The sequence below is a fragment of the Lentilactobacillus fungorum genome, from assembly GCF_016860605.1.
GTDB classification, from domain to species: Bacteria; Bacillota; Bacilli; order Lactobacillales; family Lactobacillaceae; genus Lentilactobacillus; species Lentilactobacillus fungorum.
The window spans coordinates 109,540-132,430 of sequence record NZ_BNJR01000010.1 but is presented as its reverse complement, the minus strand read 5'-3'; the positions used below and the strand labels follow the sequence as shown (position 1 = coordinate 132,430).

The window sequence follows — 22,891 nt, the reverse complement described above, 5'->3', positions numbered from 1 at the left end:
TGATGAAAACAACTTCAATTTGGCAGAAATTTGTTAACTTGTTTAAACGCCGTAAACAACCGCAACTCTCCGATATTAAGGTCAAAAGCGGCGTTTGGTACGCTCGGGACCAAAACGGCGATTATTTACTGGGTATTGATCGGTCAGTCTACGACCAAATTGGCAAAATTACTTTCGCCGATTTTCCAACCCAACTCACCAACATCGAAATCGATGATGACCTATTGGACATCGAGGGTGATAAATCTGTTGAAACGCTTAAATCTCCCGTTTCGGGAAGAGTTATCGAGCGCAACCACGAGATTGGCGACGACATTGACCGACTCAATCAACCCAACCCCCAGGTCAACTGGATTATGAAAATTGAGCCAGCTAAGTAGCGAGTTTGATTTGTTTGAACAATTTTTGCGCCAAATTTCAAATTTGAACTATAATAGAATTAGACACACAGAAGGAGGTATTTACTAATGGCAGAAGAACCAGGTGCAGAATCCCCATTGTTGAACAAAAAGATGAGTGAGGCATTCGACTGGAGCGATAGTGATATTCCGGTACGAGATGCTTTGTGGGATTATTATATGGAAAAGAACGACCATGACACCATGAAGACTGAAAAAGACATGGAACCATACATGAATATGTCAACTGACGATCTTCAAGCTGATGCTGAGAAGTTACTCAAAAAGTAGCCTTCAGCTCTACAAAAAAGACATTCACGCAAAAGCGTGAATGTCTTTTTTGTAGAAAGCTGAAGGCGTCCAGAGTGCGGAACAAAGCGATTAGAAACTGGAGCATAAGGTCCCCTAACGTAAATTCCCGGGCTTGGAATTTGCGTTAGGGGTGCTTATGCGGAAGTTTCTGCTTTGTGGAGCACGTTTCGACTCGGCTGCCAAGAACCAAGTGCGGAGCTGGGCGGTTAGAAACTGGAACATAAGTCTCCTCAGGCAGAAATTCCCGGGCTTGGAATTTTTGTTTGAGGTGCTTATGTAGAAGTTTCTGCCCAGCGGAGCACGTTGCGCCAGCTAAACTAACCAGAACCAGCCCACCGCTTCTTACCCAAATTAAAATCCTAAACGAGCAGCGCCATCATCCCCAACCGAGGATAATGGCGCTGCTCATTAATTTCTAAAACCAACCACTGTTCTACTGTTCACTACCAAACTTATCATAAAGTTTCTCAAAATTAATCGTTCCTAAACCAGTTGCCTGGTTGTACAATTTACCCGGTTGGCCTGTGTAGTACAAATTATTATTCTCAGTGCCGTCGAGAACCGTGAACGGGCTGTCAGCCTGTTGGGCAAACTGGTAAATCTGCGGATTCCAAAAGCCAATTGGCGTTTGACGGCCACTATTCATCACCGCGTTAGCTGCGGCCATTTGAGGTGACGTATAACTGGTTCCACCACTAACCGACCACTGTTTAGATGGCGTTTTAATAATCTTTCGATGTTTGCCAACGTTTTTGACGGAAATAACCTTCCCAGAAATATAAGTTGCATAACCAGTTTGAACATCAGCGTTACCAGAAATATCCGGCAAATTTCGTGAATGACCGGTTCCAAAGATAACGTGCGGGTTCTTGTTGACCACAAACTGATGCGTCTTTTTTTGCTCGGATAAGTAATTAACCGCTCTAAACGTGTTAACCCCAGAGACACCTTGCTGGTATCGCGGCGTTGGGTTTAAAGCCGAAAAGCCACCGCCACTGGCCCCAAAGATGCCGTACTTCAAATCACTGGCAGTCGTCGCGTTAACATTGCCCCAAGCGCGTTCTGTTGGGATGTCAATTAGCTTATTATTAATGATCTTTTGATACGGCAGCGTCGTCCCACCAACGATGACTTGATAAGGCGAAGACGACATCGAATGAATTTCCTTTAACGATGATTGGCTGGTTCGCCCATAATCCCCGCTTGACTTAAAGACCGTAATTCCTTGAGCAGCCGCTTGTTCTAACAATAGGTTAAAGGCATTACTATATTGTTTAACTGACGTACTTGGGTCGCCCCACTCAGCTGCCGCTTCTTCGTCTGGGGAAAAGCTGGTCGAAATTTGCTTGTCTTGGTTACTGGAAACGGCAGTCATAAACGAAGCAAAATACGTAGAAGCATCAGACGTCTTCGTACCGCTCAAATTGCCAACATAGAAATCAATATCTGCCTGCGGGGCAACTGACGAAGCTGATTGGACATCAACCGTTGCTTCCGTTTGCAAGCCGCCTAACGAGTCATTTAGCGATTTTTGCGCGTCAGCCTTTGTTCCCACCGTGTAAATTCGATGGATTCGGCTCACATCATCGTTAACCCCGGATTGGCGCCAGTATGTTGTCAAATCACTGTTGTGAATATCACTATAACTGATAATCCCAATTCGTTGACCTTGGCCTTGCAACCCCCGATTATATAGGGTATTTAACTTGTAGGCATTCGCAAACTTAGCGGCGCCGTACTTTCGAGAAAACGCGTTGCCGGCCAATGTTGTATCAGGCTTCGTCGAAGTAGTTGGCAAATCGGCTGTCAGCGCAGTATGCGCCTTCTTAGCTGTCTTGTTGGTAGCCTTTTTAGTTTGCTGGCCATACAAGCCAATAACTGCAACGACTTTAGAAGATAACTTACCAGGTAACTTATAGCGGGTCTTAGCCGGATACCCCTTTTTGGCCGCCGGAACGTTTTTTGCTTCAAAGGCCCGTTTCATGTTAGTCGTCGTTGCAGTGAGCCTTAGCGACATGTTGCCTGGATAAGCGACTGCTTTAACGTGATACTTTTTTAAATAGTTCTTAAATGACTGAATGTAGCTATCGGATTGACCAAATTTATCGGCAAACGCTGCCGGTGTCAAATACTGATGATACTGCGCGCTGGTTGGGTCGACCGTGTTATAAACATAGTTCGTTAAATCTGCTTGGTTAGTCGGTTTCAACGCCACGTTGACGACAGTAGTTTTAGCCGCCGCCTTAGCCGAGTCAGTGCCAAGACTGACACTGGCGCCAAGTACCAACAAACTCCCCAATGTCACAATCGTGAGTCGTTTTTTCTTTGAAATCATCATTAATTACCCCTCATCGCTAAACTTACTATTCAGCTTTTCAAAGTTAATCGTCCCCAGCCCCGTCGCTTGATTATAAAGTTTGCCGGGTTGGCCCGTATAATACAAATTATCGTTATTATCAGCGTCATCAAGAACGTTAAACGGACTATCAGATTCTTGAGCAAACCGATAAATCTGCGGGTTCCAGAATCCAACCGAAGTCCGGCGCCCGCTGTTAATCACAGCGTTAGCGGCCGCCATTTGAGGTGTGGTAAAGCTGGTGCCGCCATCAACGCCCCATAACTTAGCAGTGACTTTAACCGCTTTGTGCGTCTTAGCGTTAATCGAATAGCGCTGGCCCGAAACATATGAAGCATACCCCGTTTGCCGGTCAGCATTCCCGGCCACATCAGGCAGGTTCCGTGAATGACCGGTACCGAAAATAACCCGAGGATGCTTAGTTAACTGATACTTACCATTTTTGAAAGTTAAATAGTTAATCGCTCTAAACGTATTAACACCAGAGATCCCCTGTTGATATCTTGGCGTTGGGTTTAAGGCTGAGAAGCCACCACCACCGCCACTAAAACTACTATACTTGGTATCGGCGGCTGGTGATGAATACGTATCCCCCCAAGCACGTTCTTTTGTTACCGTTACTACCTTGTTGGCGATAATTTTTTGATAAGGAAGGGTCGTGCCGCCAACAAGCACTTGGTAAGGCGAGGTTGACATCAAATGATTCTCTTTGGCACTGGATTGTGCGTATGGCCCTCTGTCACCACTCGCTTGAAATACCGTTATTCCTTGGGCAGCTGCTTGTTCCAAAATCAAGTTAAAAGCATGGCTATATTGGCGGACAGTCGCACTGGGGTCATCCCAAGCAGCGGCAACCTCAAATCCAGGTGCCATGCTGGAAGTCAATTGCTGATCACGATTGCCCGAAATCGCAGTCATAAACGTCGCGTAATGAGATGACGGCAAACTTGTCCGAGTGCCTGAAACATCCCCACTATATAAATCAATGCCCGCTTGTGGGGCAACTGAAGAAGCGGATTGCGCATCGAGGGTCGCTTCCATTTGAGATGCTTGGATCGCCACGTTCATTGCTTTTTGCGCTTGGGCCTTTGAATCAACCGGGTAAATATGCTGAACCCGGTTTAAATCATCATTGACCCCAGCTTGATGCCAATAAGTGACTAAATCACTATCGCGAACGTCACTTGTGTTAATAATGCCAATCCGTTGGCCTTGTCCCTGCAATCTCTGATTGTAAAGCGTGTTTAAATGATAGGCATTGGCAAACTTAGCCGCACCATATTTTTTAGAGAAGGCGTTCCCGACTAGGCGCGTGTCTGGCTTATCTGTCGTTGATAAATCAGCGGATAGCGTCGCCGAGTGTTTGTGAGTCGTTGCTTTTTTAGTTGTTTTCTTAGTCTTATTGTTAGCGGCTGACTGCTTTGGGTAAAGGCCAATAACTGCTACCACCTTTGTCGAGAGTTGTCCCGGCAATTGATAAGCCGTCGTGGTTTTGCCATCCTTTTTGACGGCTTTGGCCTTAAATGCCTTCTGCATATTCGTGGTTGTCGCAGTTAGTTTTAACGACAAGTTGCCCGGATATGCCTGGGTTTGAACGTGATATCGCTTCAAATAATCCTTAAACAGTTGAACGGCGCTATCCGACTGGCCAAATTTGTCAGCAAATTCCTCAGGTGTCAAATATTGATGAAACTGCGCACTAGTTGGATCAACTGTATCATAAACGTAGTTAGTCAAGTCGGCCTCATTGGTTGGCTTCAGTGCCACGTTGACAATGGTCGTTTTAGCCGCGTTGGCAGGATGGGTGCTGATTGCCGTGCCAACCCCAAAGGCCAGCAAACCACCTAACGCCGTCATGAGTAATTGTCTTCCCCTCAATATCATCACTCTTTTCTATTATTAATATGAACTAATTATACCAACCTAATCAATTGAATACCTTAATTTAGATTGTCAGTAATGGTATTCACCGGTTTGAAGGACCCGTTGAACAAGTTTCCCAGCCAATCATTCAAAGCTTTTTTTGCGCTCTTTGAATGAGTTGATCACTGACAATTTCGCTGGTAAACCGTTGCAGCGGCGTATAGGCGTGACGGTCTTTAAACGCCACTGGAGTTACCTTGACGATAGCGACCATTAGCTTATTTTCGGTGATAAAGACTTGCCCGATCTGCCTAAACTTTCCCTTGGTATGCTTACCAGTCCGCCAACTATGTAATTTAAACTCACCCGCTTCGTCAGTCTTAATTTGATAGTGCCCGGATTCATCGGTTTCCAGCGGCACGCCAATGTATTGGAACACGTCATATTTTCCCTTCACAGTTTTTCGCCCTCTCAATCATTTTACATAAGTTAGTTGTGAACAAAGTTAGAACAATTTTCTAATATTAATCGAAAAATCACACATTACTCATTGATTCATATACAATAAGTATTGTGTTAGAAACCAACGCGTAAGGAGTGATTAAATGAACCGGATAAAAATTGTAACCGACTCAGCCGTTCACCTATCTACTGCGGATATTCATCACTATCAGATTAAAGTTATGAATCCACCAATTTTAATAGATGGCAAGCTGTTCGGTTACGTCAATCAAATCAAAAGCGAAAAATTCCTGCAGCTATTCGAAAAATGTTCCGTCAAACCAGTGATCGGTGATCTTTCGGTTCCAGAATTAGTCGCCACTTATGATGAACTTGGTAATGACGGCAGCCAAATTCTTTCAATCCACCTGAGTGACAAACTAACCAGAAGCTATCAGAATGCTACACTCGCGGCGGCACAATCCAATAGTGATGTCACGGTCATTAACAGTGAAGTCACTGCTGCCGGCTTGGCCTATCAAGTGCTGGCTGCTGCCAAATGGGCAGATCAAGGCGAAACAGTCGCCACAATCACTGATAAGCTTACTAGAATCAAAACCAATACCAGAATCTTTTTCTCAGTTCAAAACAATTCTCAACTCATCAACCGCAAAATGATTGGTAAATTTCGCGGCTTATTTGATAAACAATTAAACGTGTCATACATTCTGGCTTTCTTGAATAATGACTTCTCGTTTGTAACCCGAAGCCGTAAGGAAGACCTCATTAGCGCCTTTTGGGAAAAGCAATTAGCAGAAATGCATCATCAACCGATCGTTCGGCTGTCCATTCTATATTCCGGCAGTGGTGATCGCGCCCAGTTTTTATATACCATGCTGACTCGGGAATTTCCGTTTGTCCCGATCTCAATCGTCGCGACTAATCCAGAAATGGCCACATTCATTGGCCCTGAATCTACCGGCGTTACTTATCTGTTGGGTTAATACTGCTTTCCCGCTGGATCAGCCGATTGCCGACAACGACTTTTTCTGGGGTTCGCTGATTATCAGTTGGTGTGCTGGCAAGTTGCGCAAGCAAGCGAACGGCCACTTCGCCCATCATGCCAGTATCCACCTTAACTGCAGTGAGCGCTGGAATCACGTATTTGGCAACCGCAGTATCATTAAAGCTCACCAAGCTGACTTCATCCGGCACCGCGATGCCATTTTCATGGAGGGCTTTTAATGCGCCCACTGACATGGCATCATTGGTAACAAATAACGCATTGGGAAAGTGTTGTCGATCTTTTTTGATTGCCTGGTTAATTAAGTCATAAGCTGATTGAAGCGTATAGTCACCCACGAAAACATGCTCAGGGTCATAAAGCGACTGGCGCGCCAAATAATTGTGAAAGACATCCAGCCGCGGATCGACAATTTTTAGCTGCCGATCGCTGGTATATTCGACCCCGGCAAGAATGCCAATTCGTTTTAAGCCGCTGCCAATAAAATAATCCAAAACTGATTTTGTGGAGTAATCAAAGTCAGTCACCACGCAATCATATCCCTTAGCCAAGGTATCAAAGTCCACAAAGACAATGTTTGTGGTCACTTTTAACATAGTGTTAATTTGCCGATCGCTAAATTTGCCAATCGCCACAATTGACTTAACATCATCGTCAATCGCATCAAGAGAATCATCCGCAAAATAGCGTTTAACCTTATAGTGGAGCTGGTCAGCCATCTTTTCGGCGCCCATTCGAATCGATAGATAGTATAAATCGTCTAATTCTTGCTGTTCGGTGTACCACTGGACGACCGCAATGTTATCCTTAGCGGTGTTTAGTCGGTGCTTCTTGGTATAATCTAAATCCTCTGCAATTTGGAAAATTTTCTTTCGGGTCGAATCACTCACCGAAAGTGACTTATCATAATTAAGCACCCGCGAGACCGTCGTGATTGACACGCCAGCCTTGTGGGCGATGTCTTTGATTGTTGCCATAGTATCACCCCTGCCTTCTGTCCCTTTTCCTCAAGTATAGTCCCCTGTTCAAGTCACCATTGATAATTTAGTTAATTTACTAAAATAATTATCTTTTGTTCACCTTGATAAGTCAAGGGTGTTCCGTCAGATTAACGTTTTTAGATAGTAAACTTATTGACGTTAGCGTCACTAATTTCTATAATGAAACTGAATTGAAATGGAATTGAATACAGGGAGGGTCATGTCGTGAAAGACACAATTAAAGCCGCTTACCAACAATGGCAACAACAGCCAAATTTACCAGCCGATATTTTGCTTGATCTCAATAAGATGAAAGATGATTCGGAAAAACAAGAAGATGCTTTTGGTACCTTTCTATCGTTTGGAACCGCCGGCATGCGGGGAATCTTAGGTGCTGGAACCAACCGGATGAATATTTTCACCGTCCGTCAAGCCGCAGAGGGCCTAGCAACCTTTATGGACACTTTGGATGACGCCACCAAAAACCGCGGGGTGGCGATCAGCTTTGATTCTCGTTACCACTCAAAGGAATTTGCTCACGAATCCGCTAAAGTGTTAGGGTATCATCATATTCCAACCTTTGTCTTCGATGACATCCGCCCGACCCCGGAACTATCTTTTGCAGTCCGGCACCTTCATACCTACGCTGGCATTATGATCACGGCCAGCCATAATCCAAAACAATACAACGGCTTTAAAATCTACGGCCAAGATGGCGGCCAGATGCCGCCAAAGGAATCCGATTTGATTACGTCCTATATTCGCAAAAATAGTGACTTGTTTGCCATCAAAGTAACCCCTGAACAAGAATTGCGGGAAGCCAAACTGATGAATCTGATTGGCGAAGACGTCGACCAAGCTTATTTGGATCGGGTCAAGACCGTTAACATCAACCTAGACTTGATTAAGCAGGTCGGAGCCAACATGAAATTCGTTTACACACCGCTTCATGGCACCGGTAAAGTCATCGCCCGGCGAGCCTTGGAAGCAGCCGGCTTCAAGAATTATGTCGTTGTCCCGGAACAAACCATCGCTGACCCAGAATTTCCAACGACCCCATTTCCAAATCCGGAATTCCCCCAAGCTTTTGATTTGGCTAAGGCCCTCGGTAAAAAAGTCGAAGCCGACGTATTGATTGCTTCAGACCCTGACGCTGACCGCCTAGGCTGTGCTGTTCGCCAGCCTGACGGCAACTATCAATTATTAAGCGGCAACCAAATTGCCAGTGTCCTGCTGAACTACATTTTGACTGCTAAAAAAGATGCCGGGGATTTACCCGACAATGGAACGATCGTCAAATCAATTGTGTCAACTGACTTAGCCGTCAAAATCGCGGCGTCCTACGGCGTTGCCACCAACAACGTTTTGACCGGCTTTAAGTTTATTGCCGAAGCGATTCACCATTATGAAACCGCACACGACCATACCTTCCTGTTCGGCTTTGAAGAAAGTTTCGGTTACTTAATCAAACCGTTTGTCCGTGATAAGGATGCCATTCAAACCGTTCTGTTATTGGCAGAAGTCGCCGCTTACTACAAGAGTCAAGGGAAGACTTTGTATGACGGCGTTCAAGAGATGTTTGAAAAGTATGGTTATTACGCTGAAAAGACGATTGCCAAGGAATTTGACGGTTTAGATGGCAAGGATAAGATGGCTCACATTATGGCCGAGCTGCGGGATAACCCACTGACTGAGCTAAATGGGCACAAAGTTACCAGCCACGCCGACTATCAATCATCCGTCCTAACTGATAAGGATGGTAAAACCACTTCAATCGCTTTGCCAAAATCCAACGTTTTGAAGTACTGGTTAGACGATGAGACCTGGGTTGCAGTCCGCCCATCCGGAACTGAACCAAAAGTGAAGTTCTACATTGAAGTCGTTGATAAGAGCCAAGCAGCGGTGGATGCTAAGTTGAATCAGTATGTAGATGAATTGAACAAGTTGATTGATCAGTTAGTGACACATTAGTTAAGTGACACTACTTATTGTCATACACTTAAAGGTTATTATCTTACCAAACGAAAACAGCTTTCCGATATGGTGTTCGGAAAGCTGTTTTCGTTTGGTACCATTAGCAAATTCCCTGTAGTTAATCATGTGGCACAATTTGGAGATTCAAGCAATTATTTCCGATATGAAGCAGGCCTCATTCAAAAAATTCTCTCGAATGTTAACAGCAATCATTATTTGGTAAAAATACGTGACCTTATTTTCATATCCCACCTTTTCTACTGATTAGAAATATCATAATACCGCCATGTTAAACATTTCTTGCTTGCCAAGCGTCCCCCTTTCATTTACTTTAGCGATGAAAGGGCTGATACAAATGAAATTAACATTCAACAACCTTTCCATGACTTATGGAAAGAACCAGATTCTTAACGGCTTAACGACTGAATGTCATTCCGGCGAACTCATTGGCTTACTAGGTCCCAATGGTGCGGGCAAGACCACTTTAATCAAACTGTTAGCAACCCTAGCAAGCCCCACCGGCGGCGATGTGCTTCTCGACGGTACAAGCATTGTTGCCCATCCTAATGTGATGAGAAAGCAACTGGGTTATTTGCCGCAACAAGTTCCTTATCTACCTAACCTAACTGCTCGAGAATATTTGACCTATATCGCCGCTATCAAACACGTTCCCAAAACGCAAACCAAACCGCAAATCGAGAACTTACTCTCGCAAATGCACTTACAAGCTACTGGCAATAAACGGATTAAAGACTTTTCTGGTGGCATGCGCCAGCGCGTTGGTATCGCGGCCACTTTGTTAAACGACCCGCAGATTATTATTGCCGACGAACCAACGGCTGGCTTGGATCCCGAAGAACGGGTCAGTCTTAGAAATATTTTTGCCGAACTGGCAAATGATCACTTAGTCATCATCGCCACCCACATTGTTTCCGATATTGAAGCGATTGCGACCAATCTATTGTTAATTCAAGCGGGTCAATTCCGGTATGACGGCACCCCCGCCGACTTATTAAAGCGAAGTACGGGCACCGTTTGGGAGTATCGGGTTGATGACAATCACCTGCCTGCTAATCTCAATAAAGGCGCTCGATCACTCATTCAACGTGCCGATGGGATTCACGTCAGAGAAATCGCGGCTCACACGCCTAGTCAACTCGCCAAACCGGTTGCAGCCGACCTTGAAGAAGCCTGCTTGGGCGTTTTTAAGGGAGTGATCCAGTTATGAAACAAGTCTTTTTAGCCACTACTCGTGAAAAAATCCGTCGCCCCGCTTTTCCAATGATCTGCCTAGCATTACTATTCTCAATTGTTTTGATGATCCCCCGCGCTAGTGGTACGATGCGCGCAATCATCATTGATCCTAACATCTTTCGTCAAGCCAATAACATCAGTTGGGTACCAATTAGTGTCAGCTTCATCATGGGGTTTTTCTTACCCCTGATCAGTGCGGTTTATTTACGAGATTCAATTGGGATAGATCGAGATACAGGCAACCTAGCCTTTTTCTTAACAACTCATTTTTCCAAATCAGCGTACCTCTATGGTAAGTTCTTAAGTAACCTGTGGTTAACTGGTAGTTTTTGGTTGATTATTTTATTGACCTCATTGCTCAGTGCCATCTTCAAATATGGCATTGCTTCACTTAACTTCGTTCAATTTCTCATGCCCTTTTTGATTCTACTTCCTGGGCTCATCTTTTTGGCTGCCCTCACAATTTTAACTGAGGTTTTACCGCTTCTCCGGCAAAAGAGCGGCACGGTTATTTTGGTGATCGGGCTGATCTTTCTCTACACCGCTGGCGCCAATTACATTGCTCATCAAAGCTTTTTCAATCAACTATTCAATCTATCCGGGACAAACTATCTAATCAGTAATATTAAGCAATCGATCGCGATGAATGCAGGGGCCAAATTAACAACCCTTAAAATTATTGGCAGCACAACCATGCGTTATTCAGGAACTCAGAATTTAATCTTTTCGCCAATTCAACTCAATTGGGCCGACTGGCTGCGCATCGGTATCTTGATTATCCTTAGTTGCCTGATGGTTGAATTGGCTAGCTTTTGCCTTGAGAATCGCCCTATTCACCGGCAAAAACGGCCGTTCAACCTCTGGCGGCCAACCGTTAGCACTCAAACCCGAGTCGGCCTTTGCCTTCACCTAATGACTGCCAATAACTCAGTTCTATTATTAAGTTTACTCGTCGGCACTTGGGGGTGGGCGTGGTTAGCTCCCAGTCATCAAGCCACCCAAACGCTTTTTCCACTACTAGTCATTTTGGCCACCCCAATTTTTTCGGCCTTGGGGGCACTAGCGTCTCAATCCCACGTTTATGACTGGTTAGCAACCATTCCCAATGGCCAGCTTCGTCAAACCATTTGGACTGGCACAATGGGAATTGCCTTTTCCTTGATACTCATCTTACCAATCTTTTTAAAGCTCACCTTCGCCCTAAAAATTTCTCTGTTCCTTTGGGGGTTGCTAGCACCATTGTTGTCACAGTTACTCGGTAGATGGACCGCCAGCTCACGGCCAACCCAACTGGTCTTGTTGGTCTTTTGTTACTTATACCTCAATGGCGCGCCGGTCATTGCCCTAAATCCTGCTCCCGTTCAGCTTTTAACTATCATTTATTTAATTTTATTAGTCATCACATTTACTTCTCTGGTTAATCATCATAGAATAAAGCTAAATCATTTCTAGTGGAAGTGAGGAAAATGGATTCATTAATCGGCACCCGGCTTAAACGAAAGCGACTCGAACTTGGACTTACCCAAGCTCAAGTTGCCAACCAATTATTTGTAACACGCCAAACAGTGGCTTATTGGGAAAATAACAAACATTTGCCTTCTTTGTCAGTCTTACAGGAATTAGCCAGTTTCTACAATGTTAATCCTAGTTATTTTCTTGGCGAAGACTTTTCAGCCACTCATCACTTTAACGTCTTTGCCTTAATTGGCAGCATTTTCACTACCCTACTGCTGGCCCCAACATTATTTTTGATAACCTTGGCCGGCTTAGCATTTGCCTGGATGATGACTGGCTTCTTCCTAATTGCGCCCTTTATGATTTTGTTAGAAAGCCAAACCGGCGTCCATCCCTTTACATGGTGGCGGGTAAATCTTAGCCTCGGCTTATTTGCCGGCGGGTTAATTGCAACCCCGCTGTTATGGTTATTGTCCAAGCAAGTATTGCATCTCACCATTACTTATTTGAAGCACTCGATTAACGCTATTTCCTATCAAGTCATTCGACCCGTTGAACCAAAACATTAAGCAAATCAAACCGGCAGTGCTCACTCACCTTTATGGGTGAACACTGCCGGTTTGATTTGCTTATGTCCCGTCGGTTAGGGCTTAGCTTCATTACATCCTACTTAATAACTTGATCATGATTACTTCGTGTAGTCAATTGACTTGGTCTCTTTGGTGAAGAATAAGGCAATCATTGAAACAACCGCCATGATTGCTAAATAATCGCCTACTGCGTGAATGCCCCATTCAGAAACTAGCCACGACGCAATTGTTGGGGCAAACGCTGCCCCGACGATTGCTGACATGTTGTAAGCAATCCCGGCCCCCGAATAACGCGTATTGGTTGGAAACAGCTCTGGCAAAAGCGCGCCGATTGGGCCGTAGACAATTCCCATCGCTAGAAATCCGACTAACAGAAAGAAGAGGCTGCCCCAAAGATTGCGTTCGCCTTGGAAAAAGAATGGGAACACAAACGCAAAGGCGACAATGACAAAGGTTCCGGTTAAGAGGACCTTTCGCCGGCCAAATTTGTCCGACAAAATTGATGAGTAAACAATCATGCCGCCAAACGCAATCACTGAGCCCATTAGTAACAGTAGAAATTCCTTGTTATCAAAACCAAGAACCGTTGTCGCATAACTTAATGACCAAGTTGATAACAGGAAGAAGAACGTATATGATACGGCCATTGCCAAGGTTCCTTGTAGAACCTGGCGCCAATTCTTGGCAAACACTTCAACTAATGGCGCCTTTTGAACGTTATCCCGCTGCTGGGCCAATCGGAATAACGGGGTTTCTTGCATTCGGCGTCGAATCCAGAGACCAACAACAACCAAAACGGCTGAAGCCAGGAAGGGAATTCGCCAGCCAAACGCTGCCATTTGGGCCGGAGTTAAGGTTGATTCCAGAACATAATACAATCCGTTACTCAGGAAAAAGCCAATTGGCGCTCCTAGTTCGGTAAATGAGCCAAATAAAGCCCGTTTGCCTTTAGGCGCGTTTTCAGTTGCGACCAACACCGCACCGGACCATTCACCGCCAAGCCCAATTCCTTGAATAAACCGGGCTAAACAAAGCAGCATAATTGAAGCCATCCCAATTGCTTTGAATCCCGGCAGAAAACCAATTGCAACGGTTGAGATTCCCATCATTAATAATGAAACCACCAATGCGCGCTTTCGCCCCAATTTATCGCCAAAGTGGCCAAAGAGCAATGACCCCAGTGGCCGGGCAACAAAGGCAACTCCGAAAGTCAATAAGCTTAAAATCATGGCAATTGTCGGGGTTACGCTTGGAAAAAAGACATTCGGAAAATAAGTTGCGGCAGCCGTGCCATAGGCGTAAAAATCAAAAAATTCAATGGCCGTGCCAATCATTGAAGCCATAATAACGGTCCGAACCGGATCTCGTTGTAGTGCTTTTGTTTCAGTACCTGTATATGTAGTCGGGGTTTCTTCCATATCGTCACATTCCTTTCTTTATAAGCAAAACGATCTTCAAATCTCTTAATCTTCTGATTGCCAACGATTTAGTCAAAATCCATCGATTAATGGACTATCAGTCATCTGTTAAGCCACTTCCAGCAATATTACGTTCAACAACCGCTTGGATCTATTAAAATCAAATGAGAAAAACAACAAGTGGGCCTCACCTCCTTAAAGCTAAAAAAACACCAAGGACCATTTAGCAGTCCTTGGTGTTTAAACCAACCCTGCCCGCTACTTGCGGGCATCACAACGTTGCCCGCAGTCTAAATAATGACAATGACGCGGACGACAATACTTGTTAAGTTCATTGTAGAGTTCGTTTTTTTCATACTCGTTTCCTCTTTTCATTGATTGAATAGCATATTATCATGATGTTTATGAAAAGTAAATAAGAAAATTAAAATAACTCAAATTTTGTTACTCTTTCAGATTTATCACACGCTTCCTTTGTATTCCCGCAAAATCAAGGTTAGAATAATAACGAATCCCCAAAGAGAGGAAATTAATTATGAAAACAGCCGTTATTACTGATAGTGCCAGCTATTTAGATAGGAATGTCGCCGCTAAGTACCACATTTTGGTGTTACCCATCACCGTTATCTTCGGGCAGCAACAGTATCAAGACGGGGTAACCATTACCTCAAAAGCCTTCCTCGAAAAACTAGCCAATAACGATCAATTACCAACAACTGCCCAAGTCACAATGGGCCAGATGCAAACTGCCTTCGATCAGTTAAGTGATCAAGGCTTTGATGAAGTTATCTGTGTCAATTTATCATCTGGGATTACATCATTTTATGAAAATTTGGTTGCCTATAGTCGCCAAGTAACCAACATTAAAGTTTTCCCATTTGATTCTAAAATTGCCAGTGCCGGCGAAGCAGATTTGGCATTACTGGCCGGCAAACTTGCCTTAGCTGGCGAGAACGCGGCCACCATCCTGCCTAAACTCAAACAACTTCGCGATTCAATTCACGTCTGCCTGGTTGTCGACAGCCTTTCTCATCTTCAGCGAACGGGTCGGATCTCCAACACGTCAGCCTTTTTTGGCAACCTACTGAAAATTAAGCCAATGCTGACATTTGATCAAGCCGGTAAAATTGTGCCCTTGGCTAAAGATCGCACCCTAAGGCAGTCGCTTGAACACATCGTCCGCTTTATTTCAGAAAGCCAAGCTGACTTCAACTTACCAATGCGAATTTCGGTAGTCGACGCGAATAATCCTGAACAAAGCCAAGCTTGGGTTCGCCGCTTTCACGAACAATTTCCAAACGCGGCCATCAGTACTGATCAAATCAGTCCGGCAATTACTGTTCATACCGGCGAAAAAGCGATGGGCGTTGTGTGGGATATTGATTGGCAATCTTTAGTTTAACCTAGGTTCAAAGGGAACTAGTCATTAATATCATATGTTAGTGATTCATCGAGGCTGAGTTCAGAATTGTTTCTGTTCCGGCTTCGTTTTTGTTGCCAAGACGCTTACATGCGGTTAGTTGCCTCGGCTCACTCATTAATTCAGATAAAGGAAGTCTAAACATTGAACGAAAAGATCAGTCGGCAAACCTTACTTGCTTTGCTTGCCGCGGCACTGCTATCATTTACCGGTATTTTAACCGAAACCTCCATGAACGTCACTTTCCCCGAGCTTTCCAAGGTTTTTAGCGTCACCTTGGATACTGTCCAGTGGCTGACCACCGGCTACTTATTAATGGTCACGATTGTGATGGCGACAACCGCTTACCTGCTGAAGCGATTTTCGGCCCAAACAATCCACTTATTTGCTGCCCTGGCCTTTGTAGTTGGCGACGTGATGTGTGCCCTTTCGCTTAACTTTCCGATGTTGTTAAGCGGCCGGATTATCCAAGCGATGGCCACTGGATTATCAACGCCACTCATGTTTCATATCATCTTTACCCAAATCCCCAAGGGGCGTATTGGATCGATGACCGGGCTGGCCGGGATGGTTATTTCATTTGCGCCAGCCCTTGGACCAACCTATGGTGGCGTGGTTTCCTCCGTTACCTCTTGGCGGATGATCTTTTGGCTAGTCTTACCAATCGTCATCATCAGTTGGTTGCTGGGAACTCACTATATTCACATTCCAGCCCTTGGCACTAAAGAATCAATTGATTTAATCAGCCTCGTACTTTTGGCAGCCACCCTAATGGCTTTTGTCTACGCCGTCAGTAAAGCCGGGATTTACCCTGTCCAGAGCCAGCAGGTACTGTTGCCGTTCTTGATTGGCGTCATTGCACTTGGCCTGTTTATCTACTTTGATACCCACGGCAAAACTCAACTATTGGACATTGGGATTCTAAAATTTGCATCCACGTCATTGTCAGCCTTCACCTACTTTTGCCTACAATTTGTTAATATTGGGATTTCCTTTGTGATTCCAGTCTACGCGCAATACGTTTTACACGCCTCACCAATGGTTGCTGGGATGGTCCTGCTGCCGGGGTCGATTATTGGCGCCTTCACTTCACCATTTGCCGGTCGGATTGCTGACGTAAAAGGGTATGCCTTGCCAGTTATTGCCGGGCTAAGTTCGTTAACGATTGGTAGTTTTCTTTTCGTTGGCATCCAGAATCTTTTGACCCCACTGATCATTGTTTTCGTCTATATCTTCCTGCGGTTTGGTTTTAACATGGGCTTTTCGAACACGATTTCCAATGCTTCTTTGAACGTACCCAAAGCTAAAACTGCCGACCTCAATTCATTCTTTAACATGCTCCAACAATTTGCCGGTTCCATTGGTGTCGGCATCTTAGCGGCCGTAATGGCTGCCAATCAAAATCACGGCACTGGCACCTTTACTCAAAGGTCCTACTCGGGCGGCCATATCGCTTTTTGGATTGCAACTGGATTAAGCCTGCTCGCATTATTAGCCACCTTGGTAAATTTCAAAATCCAGCATCAAAATGCCAAATAGGTAATCAAAACCCACTAAAATTGATTATCTATGTTTAACAATCCCGCTTGCCAAGCAAGTTAATTGAATTTAGGCCCAAAAGCGGGTAATCTATGTTTGGTTATTTATCAGAAGTAAATAGCTATGTTGTTTTGGTAGGAAAGCTACGTCAGACAAAAACCTGCGTATAAGCACCTTGACCAAAAATTCCAAAATCGGGAATTTCTGGTCAAGCAGACTTATCCTCCGGTTTCTAACCGCCTGACTCCGCTCACTGTTGTAGGACAGCTACGCAAAGCAGAAGTCTGCGTATAAGCACCTCAATCAAAAATTCCAAAACCGGGAATTTCTGATTGAGGAGACTTATCCTCCGACTTCTAACCGCTTTGCTCCGCTCACTGTTGTAGGACGGCTGCGCCAGGCAGAAACCTCCATATAAGCACCGCTAACAAAAATCCCAGGCCCGGGGATTTCCGTTAGCGGAGACTTATATTCCGATTTCTAAGCGCCTGGCTCCGCTCACTGTTGTAAAAGGGGGACTTTAATTATGGTAAAAATTGGAATTAATGGTTTCGGACGAATTGGTCGACTGGTTTTACGCCGAATCTTGGAGATTAACGACCCGGACCTGGAAGTTGTTGCTATCAACGACTTAACCAGCCCGTCAATGCTAGCTTACCTGTTCAAATATGATTCCACTCATGGCACCTTACCGTATGATATTTCATCAACTGACGATTCATTAGTTGTAAATGATAAAAAATACCGTGTTTATGCAGAAAAAGACGCCAGCCAAATCCCTTGGGTTAAAGAAAATGGTGTTGATTTAGTTCTTGAATGTACTGGCTTTTACACTTCTAAAGAAAAATCTCAAGCCCATTTGGACGCCGGTGTTAAGAAGGTCTTGATTTCTGCTCCTGCCGGCCCAATGAAGACCATTGTATTCAACGTTAACGACGACACGTTAACCGCCGATGACCAAATCATTTCAGCTGGTTCATGTACAACAAATGCCCTAGCACCAATGGCTTATTGGTTGAACCAAGAATTTGGCATCGAAGTCGGCACAATGACGGCCATTCACGCCTTCACGAGTTCTCAGATGATTCTTGATGGACCTAAGGGCAAGAAATTCCGTCCTAACCGAACTGCTTCTGCCAACACGATTCCACATTCAACCGGTGCCGCAAAAGCAATCGGCCTCGTTATTCCTGAATTGGAAGGCCATTTGCAAGGCCACGCACAACGAGTTGCCGTAGTTGACGGCTCCGTTTGTGAATTAGTATCTGTTCTCAAGACCAAAGTAACGGCCGATCAAGTTAATGATGCGATCAAGCCACATACGGATAACAATCCCGCATTTGGCTGGAACGATGACGAAATCGTTTCTTCTGATATCATCGGTGACACCCACGGGGCCGTTTACGATCCAACCTTGACGGAAGTTACTTCAAATGGTGATTTCCAAGTGGTAAAGACCGCAACTTGGTTTGATAACGAATACGGCTTTGTTAGCAACATGGTTCGGACTGCCAAGAAGTTCGCTCAAGTTTCAAACTTAAACTAATTAATCCGCCAAAGCAAAAAACCTGCAGACAACTAACTTGCCTTCAGGTTTTTTGTTTTGGTGGATTATCAGTGTTAATAACTAATATTACCGTTTTTCTATGATTTTGCCCTGGTCAAACTGACTGTTAAGACGTTATCTGAAGTGGTATTATAACTTGCTAAAATACCGTTAACCACGTCACTGGCCGGGCCATGAGTTGAAGTGGAACGATGATACGTATTAATCCAAGTTCCAAGAGCGTCTAGCCCAAACTCAAAGCCTTCAAAGACTTGCATGTAAGTGGATGACTGCGGTTCCGGCGTTTGAATAGTGATTTTGGTTACCCGCTGTTTTTGAACAACCATGGTCATCTTGATTTGATCAGTATCGAATAAAACCGGCGTTCCATCTTCGACAGTTGGTGGCAATTTGTACGCTTCTATTCGCATATTTTCATTATATACCCGAGCAACGTATTCATAAGTCCCTAAATCATCGGCACCGAGTTCTTGTGTCATTTGAGATTCCCCCTTAAAAATAACCGTCTCCTGCAATTAGCAACCAACCCATAAATTTTGTTAAAGAGCCTTATGGGCAAAAGCACTAACAGTTGATACTAAGATTATACGGAGTTTTGAAATAATTGTAAGAAATTTTGCTCAGAACTCTAATTGCTCCGCGATAAATAGTCAGATATCTTTATACCGTTTATTGACAATTTTCAAAGCGCCATAAAAAAATCCTACCGACGTTAATTTCGGTAGGAATTTTTTATGATTCATATAAACTAGCCAATTTTTTCTGCACGTCCGGGTGATTTATGAACTCATCGTAAGTCGTGTCGGCTTTATCAATAATACCGTTACCCGACACTTCAATCACGTGGTTAGCAATCGTTTGAATAAATTCATGGTCATGAGACGTAAAAACGAGCGATCCTGGAAATGCCACAAGGCCTTCGTTAAGCGACGTGATCGATTCCAAGTCCAAATGATTAGTTGGGTCATCCAATAGCAACGTATTGCCTTTTTGTAGCATCATCTTGGCAAGCATACACCGCACCTTTTCACCACCAGATAAGACGTTGACTTCTTTATTGACGTCATCGCCAGAAAACAGCATTCGGCCGAGAAAGCCGCGGAGAAAGGCATCGTCATCACTACCCTTAGGCGCATATTGCCGCAGCCAGTCGATGATCCGTAATTGATTATCGTTAAATTCAGTCGAAAAGTCTTTTGGCATCGATGACAATTCAACGGTTTGGCCCCAAGTGATCTCGCCTTCGTCTGGTTTCATGGTACCAGCCAAAATTTGCATCAATGTAGTGGTCGTCAAGTCATTGCGGCTGATCAAAGCGGTCTTATCACCTGGCCGCAAGGTAAACGTCACGTTATCTAAAATTTTGACCCCGTCAATTGCTTTGGACACTTTATCAACTCGCAAAAGGTCATTACCCAATTGGCGTTCCTGTTCAAAATGGATAAACGGATACTTCCGCGAGGATGGCTTGATGTCGTCTAAGGAAATCTTTTCCAATTGCTTCTTTCTTGAAGTAGCTTGTTTAGACTTGGAAGCATTCGCACTAAATCGAGCAACAAATGCTTGAAGTTCCTTGATTTTATCTTCTTTTTTAGCGTTAGCATCCGCCCGCATTTTGGCGGCCAATTGGCTGGATTGCAACCAAAAGTCGTAGTTACCAACGTACATCTTAATTTCGCCAAAATCAACGTCACACATTTCGGTACACGTCTGGTTCAAGAAATGCCGGTCATGAGAGACGATAATCGTGATCTTAGGATAATCAGCTAAAAAGTTTTCCAGCCATTCAATTGTGTAAACATCCAATCCATTTGTCGGCTCATCCAGCAGTAGAATATCTGGTTCGCCAAATAATGCTCTGGCGAGTAACACTTTCACTTTTTGGCCTTCCGTTAATTCACTCATTAACTGTTGGTGAAGGGCTTCTGGAATCTCTAACGACTGCAATAATTGCGACGCATCAGCTTCGGCGTTCCAACCGTCCATCTCCGCAAACTCGGCTTCCAAGTTTGCGGCTCTAATGCCGTCTTCTTCAGAAAAGTCTGCTTTGGCATACAGGGCATCCTTTTCGGCCATCACATCGGCAAGATGCTGGTAGCCCTGAATCACCGTTTGCATCACCGTTTGGTCTTCAAACCCATAGTGATCCTGGCTCAAGCTTGAAATGCGTTCATTCTTATCAACGTGAATTTCACCAGTTGATGGACTCAATTTGCCTTCCAGCAATTTCAGGAAAGTTGATTTTCCAGCGCCATTGGCACCAATCACGCCGTAACAGTTGCCCGGCGTGAACTTCAAATTCACATCATCATATAATTTTTTACCCGAGATCTGTAATCCCATGTTTGAAATTGTAATCATTTAACTACCTCACTGTTCGTTGGGGGAAATGGCTATACAGCTTAGCCGAAACGGGCTTGGATGACCACAGAATGCCTAGCCTACTTGGCAATTGCTAGTCATCCCGGTCTTTTCGCGCCCTCTCAAAAAAGGCCAGGGCTCCTTGGCCCTGGCCAAATGCATCATCAAATAAATATATCATATAAAGCAGGTTCGAACAATACTAGACTTCACCAAGATTATTAAAATACTCAACTTGAATATCGTCATCGCTGATAATCAACTTGGTCACGCTACCGTTCACCGTTGCTTCTCCCAAATCAAGTTCAGGCGCATACCGGTCAACAACGGAACGAATTGTCATCCCGTGGGACACAATCAGAATCTTTTCACCATCATGGGTTACCTGACGAATTTTATCAAATCCCCGACTCAGTCGCTTCCAAAACATATCGTTATTTTCGGCTTGGTTATACAAATCAGCGTGATGAATCAAGTCGCGGGCGCGTTCCAAGCCGAAGTCCTTTAATACTTTGGCCTCAGAAGTTGTCTTAACCTGCTCGCCGACAAACTGCCACATTTGGTTGGCATCATTACCTTCAAAGTAGCCGTGAAATTGTTCGCGTAGTTCAGGATATTGGTAGCTGACAATGTTCATGTTGTGCGGGTTCGCCTTTAAAATAATTCTAGCCGTATCAATTGCCCGGCCAGAATCACTTGAAAATGCAGCCGCAAAATTAATCTTAGAAAGTCTTTTACCGGCATTCTCAGCATCTTGAACGCCTTTTTCGGTTAACGGCGAATCAATCCAGCCTTGAATCTTATTGTACAAATTTAAATACGTTTGTCCGTGTCGCACCATATATGCAGTCACCTTTGCCAAAAGATCATCCCATTTCTTTGAATTTTGCGTTTACAAGTTAAGTATAGCTAATTTGGCAAGATTATTCACTCAAAATAGCTTGAAATTGCTTTTTGCTCATCACTCTAGTTATTAACAGCCCGATCGCCAATTCTGCCAATTATTGGCAGTAATTTGTTATACTTAGGATAACAATCGACGGACATTAAAAGCGAGGTTATGATGAACAATTTACTGAACTTTTCCGCCTGGCAACAAGCACTAGTCGCCACGCTCTTTACTTGGGGCGTCACCGCACTGGGAGCTGCACTGGTCTTTGCCTTTAAAACGATTCGCAACAACGCACTTTCTTTGATGTACGGGTTTGCGGCCGGCGTGATGATTGCCGCTTCTTTTTGGTCGCTGCTGGACCCGGCTATCAACTTAGCCCAAAGCCAAGATCGACTGCCGTGGTTGGTAGTGGCAATCGGCTTTACTGCCGGCGGTTTCTTCTTATACTTAGCCGACAAACTAATCCCCGCCCTTTACCTCAAACACAGTCGCCACGAAGCAGCCTCTCAATCAAGCCTCAAGCGGGTAATTCTCTTAGTCTTTTCGATTACGCTACACAACATCCCAGAAGGCTTGGCGGTCGGCGTTGCGTTTGGGGCCATTAGCGCCACTCAAAATGGCAGTCAAACGGCCGCAATCGTTGCTGCCATCACCGTTGCCCTTGGCATTGGGCTGCAAAACTTCCCGGAAGGCGCTGCCGTTTCAATTCCACTACGCCAAAGTGGTATGAGCAGAACCCGCGCCTTTATGTATGGCCAATCCAGCGGGATCGTTGAACCAATCGCCGGGGTTTTGGGTGCGTTATTAGTTGCCTCAGTCAATACCATTTTGCCGTATGCCTTAGCGTTTGCGGCCGGGGCGATGATTTACGTTGCTGGAAAGGAGCTAATTCCAGAAGCCCACGCTAGAACTAAAGCAGAATCCCACTGGGCCATATTTGGGATTATGGCAGGGTTTACGTTAATGATGGTGTTGGATGTCGCCTTGGGTTGATGTTGACTCTAAGGTTACACAAAATTTGGTCATTTTTTGATATATTAATGATGG

At 44.6% G+C, this 22,891-nt stretch carries 19 protein-coding genes; 11 read left to right on the top strand and 8 right to left on the bottom strand.

The window, feature by feature from the left end:
* Nucleotides 1–2 precede the first annotated feature (2 nt).
* Entirely contained in the window at nucleotides 3–380 is a 378-nt protein-coding gene (locus YK48G_RS04910; RefSeq protein WP_203629610.1) for a glycine cleavage system H family protein, read from the top strand.
* 87 nt (nucleotides 381–467) lie between these two features.
* Entirely contained in the window at nucleotides 468–689 is a 222-nt protein-coding gene (locus YK48G_RS04905; protein WP_203629609.1) for a P8 family protein, read from the top strand.
* 454 nt (nucleotides 690–1,143) lie between these two features.
* Here YK48G_RS04905 and YK48G_RS04900 read toward each other — a convergent pair whose 3' ends face one another.
* The 3 genes from YK48G_RS04900 to YK48G_RS04890 all read right to left on the bottom strand — a co-directional run bounded on the left by YK48G_RS04900 (nucleotide 1,144) and on the right by YK48G_RS04890 (nucleotide 5,386).
* Nucleotides 1,144–3,048: a S53 family peptidase gene (locus YK48G_RS04900; RefSeq protein WP_203629608.1), complete on the bottom strand. Its 1,905-nt coding sequence runs from the start codon at nucleotides 3,046–3,048 to the stop codon at nucleotides 1,144–1,146.
* Between the two features lie 3 nt (nucleotides 3,049–3,051).
* On the bottom strand, nucleotides 3,052–4,950 hold the full coding sequence (locus tag YK48G_RS04895; protein ID WP_203629607.1) for a S53 family peptidase: 1,899 nt from the start codon (nucleotides 4,948–4,950) through the stop codon (nucleotides 3,052–3,054).
* A gap of 127 nt (nucleotides 4,951–5,077) precedes the next feature.
* The gene (locus YK48G_RS04890; protein ID WP_203629606.1) at nucleotides 5,078–5,386 is read right to left on the bottom strand and encodes a DUF7671 family protein; all 309 of its coding nucleotides are present in this window, start codon (nucleotides 5,384–5,386) and stop codon (nucleotides 5,078–5,080) included.
* Nucleotides 5,387–5,534: 148 nt separating this feature from the next.
* Between YK48G_RS04890 and YK48G_RS04885 the strand changes: the two genes are divergently transcribed.
* Complete coding sequence (locus YK48G_RS04885; RefSeq protein ID WP_203629605.1) at nucleotides 5,535–6,374, top strand: DegV family protein; 840 nt, start codon at nucleotides 5,535–5,537, stop codon at nucleotides 6,372–6,374.
* On the opposite strand, the gene YK48G_RS04880 is transcribed toward YK48G_RS04885, so the two are convergent.
* Entirely contained in the window at nucleotides 6,355–7,371 is a 1,017-nt protein-coding gene (locus tag YK48G_RS04880; RefSeq protein ID WP_203629604.1) for a LacI family DNA-binding transcriptional regulator, read from the bottom strand. The two genes, YK48G_RS04885 and YK48G_RS04880, sit on opposite strands and share 20 nt — an antisense overlap.
* A 228-nt stretch (nucleotides 7,372–7,599) precedes the next feature.
* Here YK48G_RS04880 and YK48G_RS04875 point away from each other — a divergent pair, with 228 nt between their 5' ends.
* The 4 genes from YK48G_RS04875 (at nucleotide 7,600) to YK48G_RS04860 (ending at nucleotide 12,626) form a co-directional block, all read left to right on the top strand.
* Nucleotides 7,600–9,345, top strand: a complete 1,746-nt coding sequence (locus YK48G_RS04875; protein WP_203629603.1) for a phospho-sugar mutase — start codon at nucleotides 7,600–7,602, stop codon at nucleotides 9,343–9,345.
* A gap of 358 nt (nucleotides 9,346–9,703) precedes the next feature.
* Nucleotides 9,704–10,576 carry an ATP-binding cassette domain-containing protein gene (locus YK48G_RS04870; protein WP_203629602.1) on the top strand — a complete coding sequence of 291 codons (873 nt, stop codon included), beginning with the start codon at nucleotides 9,704–9,706 and terminating at the stop codon, nucleotides 10,574–10,576.
* Nucleotides 10,573–12,054, top strand: a complete 1,482-nt coding sequence (locus YK48G_RS04865) for an ABC transporter permease (RefSeq protein ID WP_203629601.1) — start codon at nucleotides 10,573–10,575, stop codon at nucleotides 12,052–12,054. The genes YK48G_RS04870 and YK48G_RS04865 overlap by 4 nt, the downstream gene beginning before the upstream one ends.
* A 14-nt stretch (nucleotides 12,055–12,068) precedes the next feature.
* Entirely contained in the window at nucleotides 12,069–12,626 is a 558-nt protein-coding gene (locus tag YK48G_RS04860; RefSeq protein WP_203629600.1) for a helix-turn-helix transcriptional regulator, read from the top strand.
* A gap of 119 nt (nucleotides 12,627–12,745) precedes the next feature.
* On the opposite strand, the gene YK48G_RS04855 is transcribed toward YK48G_RS04860, so the two are convergent.
* Entirely contained in the window at nucleotides 12,746–14,065 is a 1,320-nt protein-coding gene (locus tag YK48G_RS04855) for an MFS transporter (protein ID WP_203629599.1), read from the bottom strand.
* A gap of 535 nt (nucleotides 14,066–14,600) precedes the next feature.
* On the opposite strand from YK48G_RS04855, the gene YK48G_RS04850 reads away from it, so the two are divergent.
* From YK48G_RS04850 to gap, 3 genes are all read left to right on the top strand, one after another.
* Nucleotides 14,601–15,467: a DegV family protein gene (locus YK48G_RS04850; protein ID WP_203629598.1), complete on the top strand. Its 867-nt coding sequence runs from the start codon at nucleotides 14,601–14,603 to the stop codon at nucleotides 15,465–15,467.
* A gap of 162 nt (nucleotides 15,468–15,629) precedes the next feature.
* Nucleotides 15,630–17,024 (top strand): MFS transporter, encoded by a 1,395-nt coding sequence (locus tag YK48G_RS04845; protein ID WP_203629597.1) that lies wholly within the window; start codon nucleotides 15,630–15,632, stop codon nucleotides 17,022–17,024.
* A gap of 523 nt (nucleotides 17,025–17,547) precedes the next feature.
* Nucleotides 17,548–18,570 (top strand): type I glyceraldehyde-3-phosphate dehydrogenase, encoded by a 1,023-nt coding sequence (gene gap, locus YK48G_RS04840; RefSeq protein WP_203629699.1) that lies wholly within the window; start codon nucleotides 17,548–17,550, stop codon nucleotides 18,568–18,570.
* 98 nt (nucleotides 18,571–18,668) lie between these two features.
* Here gap and YK48G_RS04835 read toward each other — a convergent pair whose 3' ends face one another.
* The 3 genes from YK48G_RS04835 to YK48G_RS04825 all read right to left on the bottom strand — a co-directional run bounded on the left by YK48G_RS04835 (nucleotide 18,669) and on the right by YK48G_RS04825 (nucleotide 21,814).
* The gene (locus tag YK48G_RS04835; protein ID WP_203629596.1) at nucleotides 18,669–19,070 is read right to left on the bottom strand and encodes a hypothetical protein; all 402 of its coding nucleotides are present in this window, start codon (nucleotides 19,068–19,070) and stop codon (nucleotides 18,669–18,671) included.
* 253 nt (nucleotides 19,071–19,323) lie between these two features.
* The gene (locus YK48G_RS04830) at nucleotides 19,324–20,952 is read right to left on the bottom strand and encodes an ABC-F family ATP-binding cassette domain-containing protein (protein ID WP_203629595.1); all 1,629 of its coding nucleotides are present in this window, start codon (nucleotides 20,950–20,952) and stop codon (nucleotides 19,324–19,326) included.
* 202 nt (nucleotides 20,953–21,154) lie between these two features.
* Nucleotides 21,155–21,814 carry a histidine phosphatase family protein gene (locus YK48G_RS04825; protein WP_203629594.1) on the bottom strand — a complete coding sequence of 220 codons (660 nt, stop codon included), beginning with the start codon at nucleotides 21,812–21,814 and terminating at the stop codon, nucleotides 21,155–21,157.
* A gap of 201 nt (nucleotides 21,815–22,015) precedes the next feature.
* Here YK48G_RS04825 and YK48G_RS04820 point away from each other — a divergent pair, with 201 nt between their 5' ends.
* On the top strand, nucleotides 22,016–22,837 hold the full coding sequence (locus tag YK48G_RS04820; RefSeq protein ID WP_203629593.1) for a ZIP family metal transporter: 822 nt from the start codon (nucleotides 22,016–22,018) through the stop codon (nucleotides 22,835–22,837).
* Nucleotides 22,838–22,891: the final 54 nt, after the last annotated feature.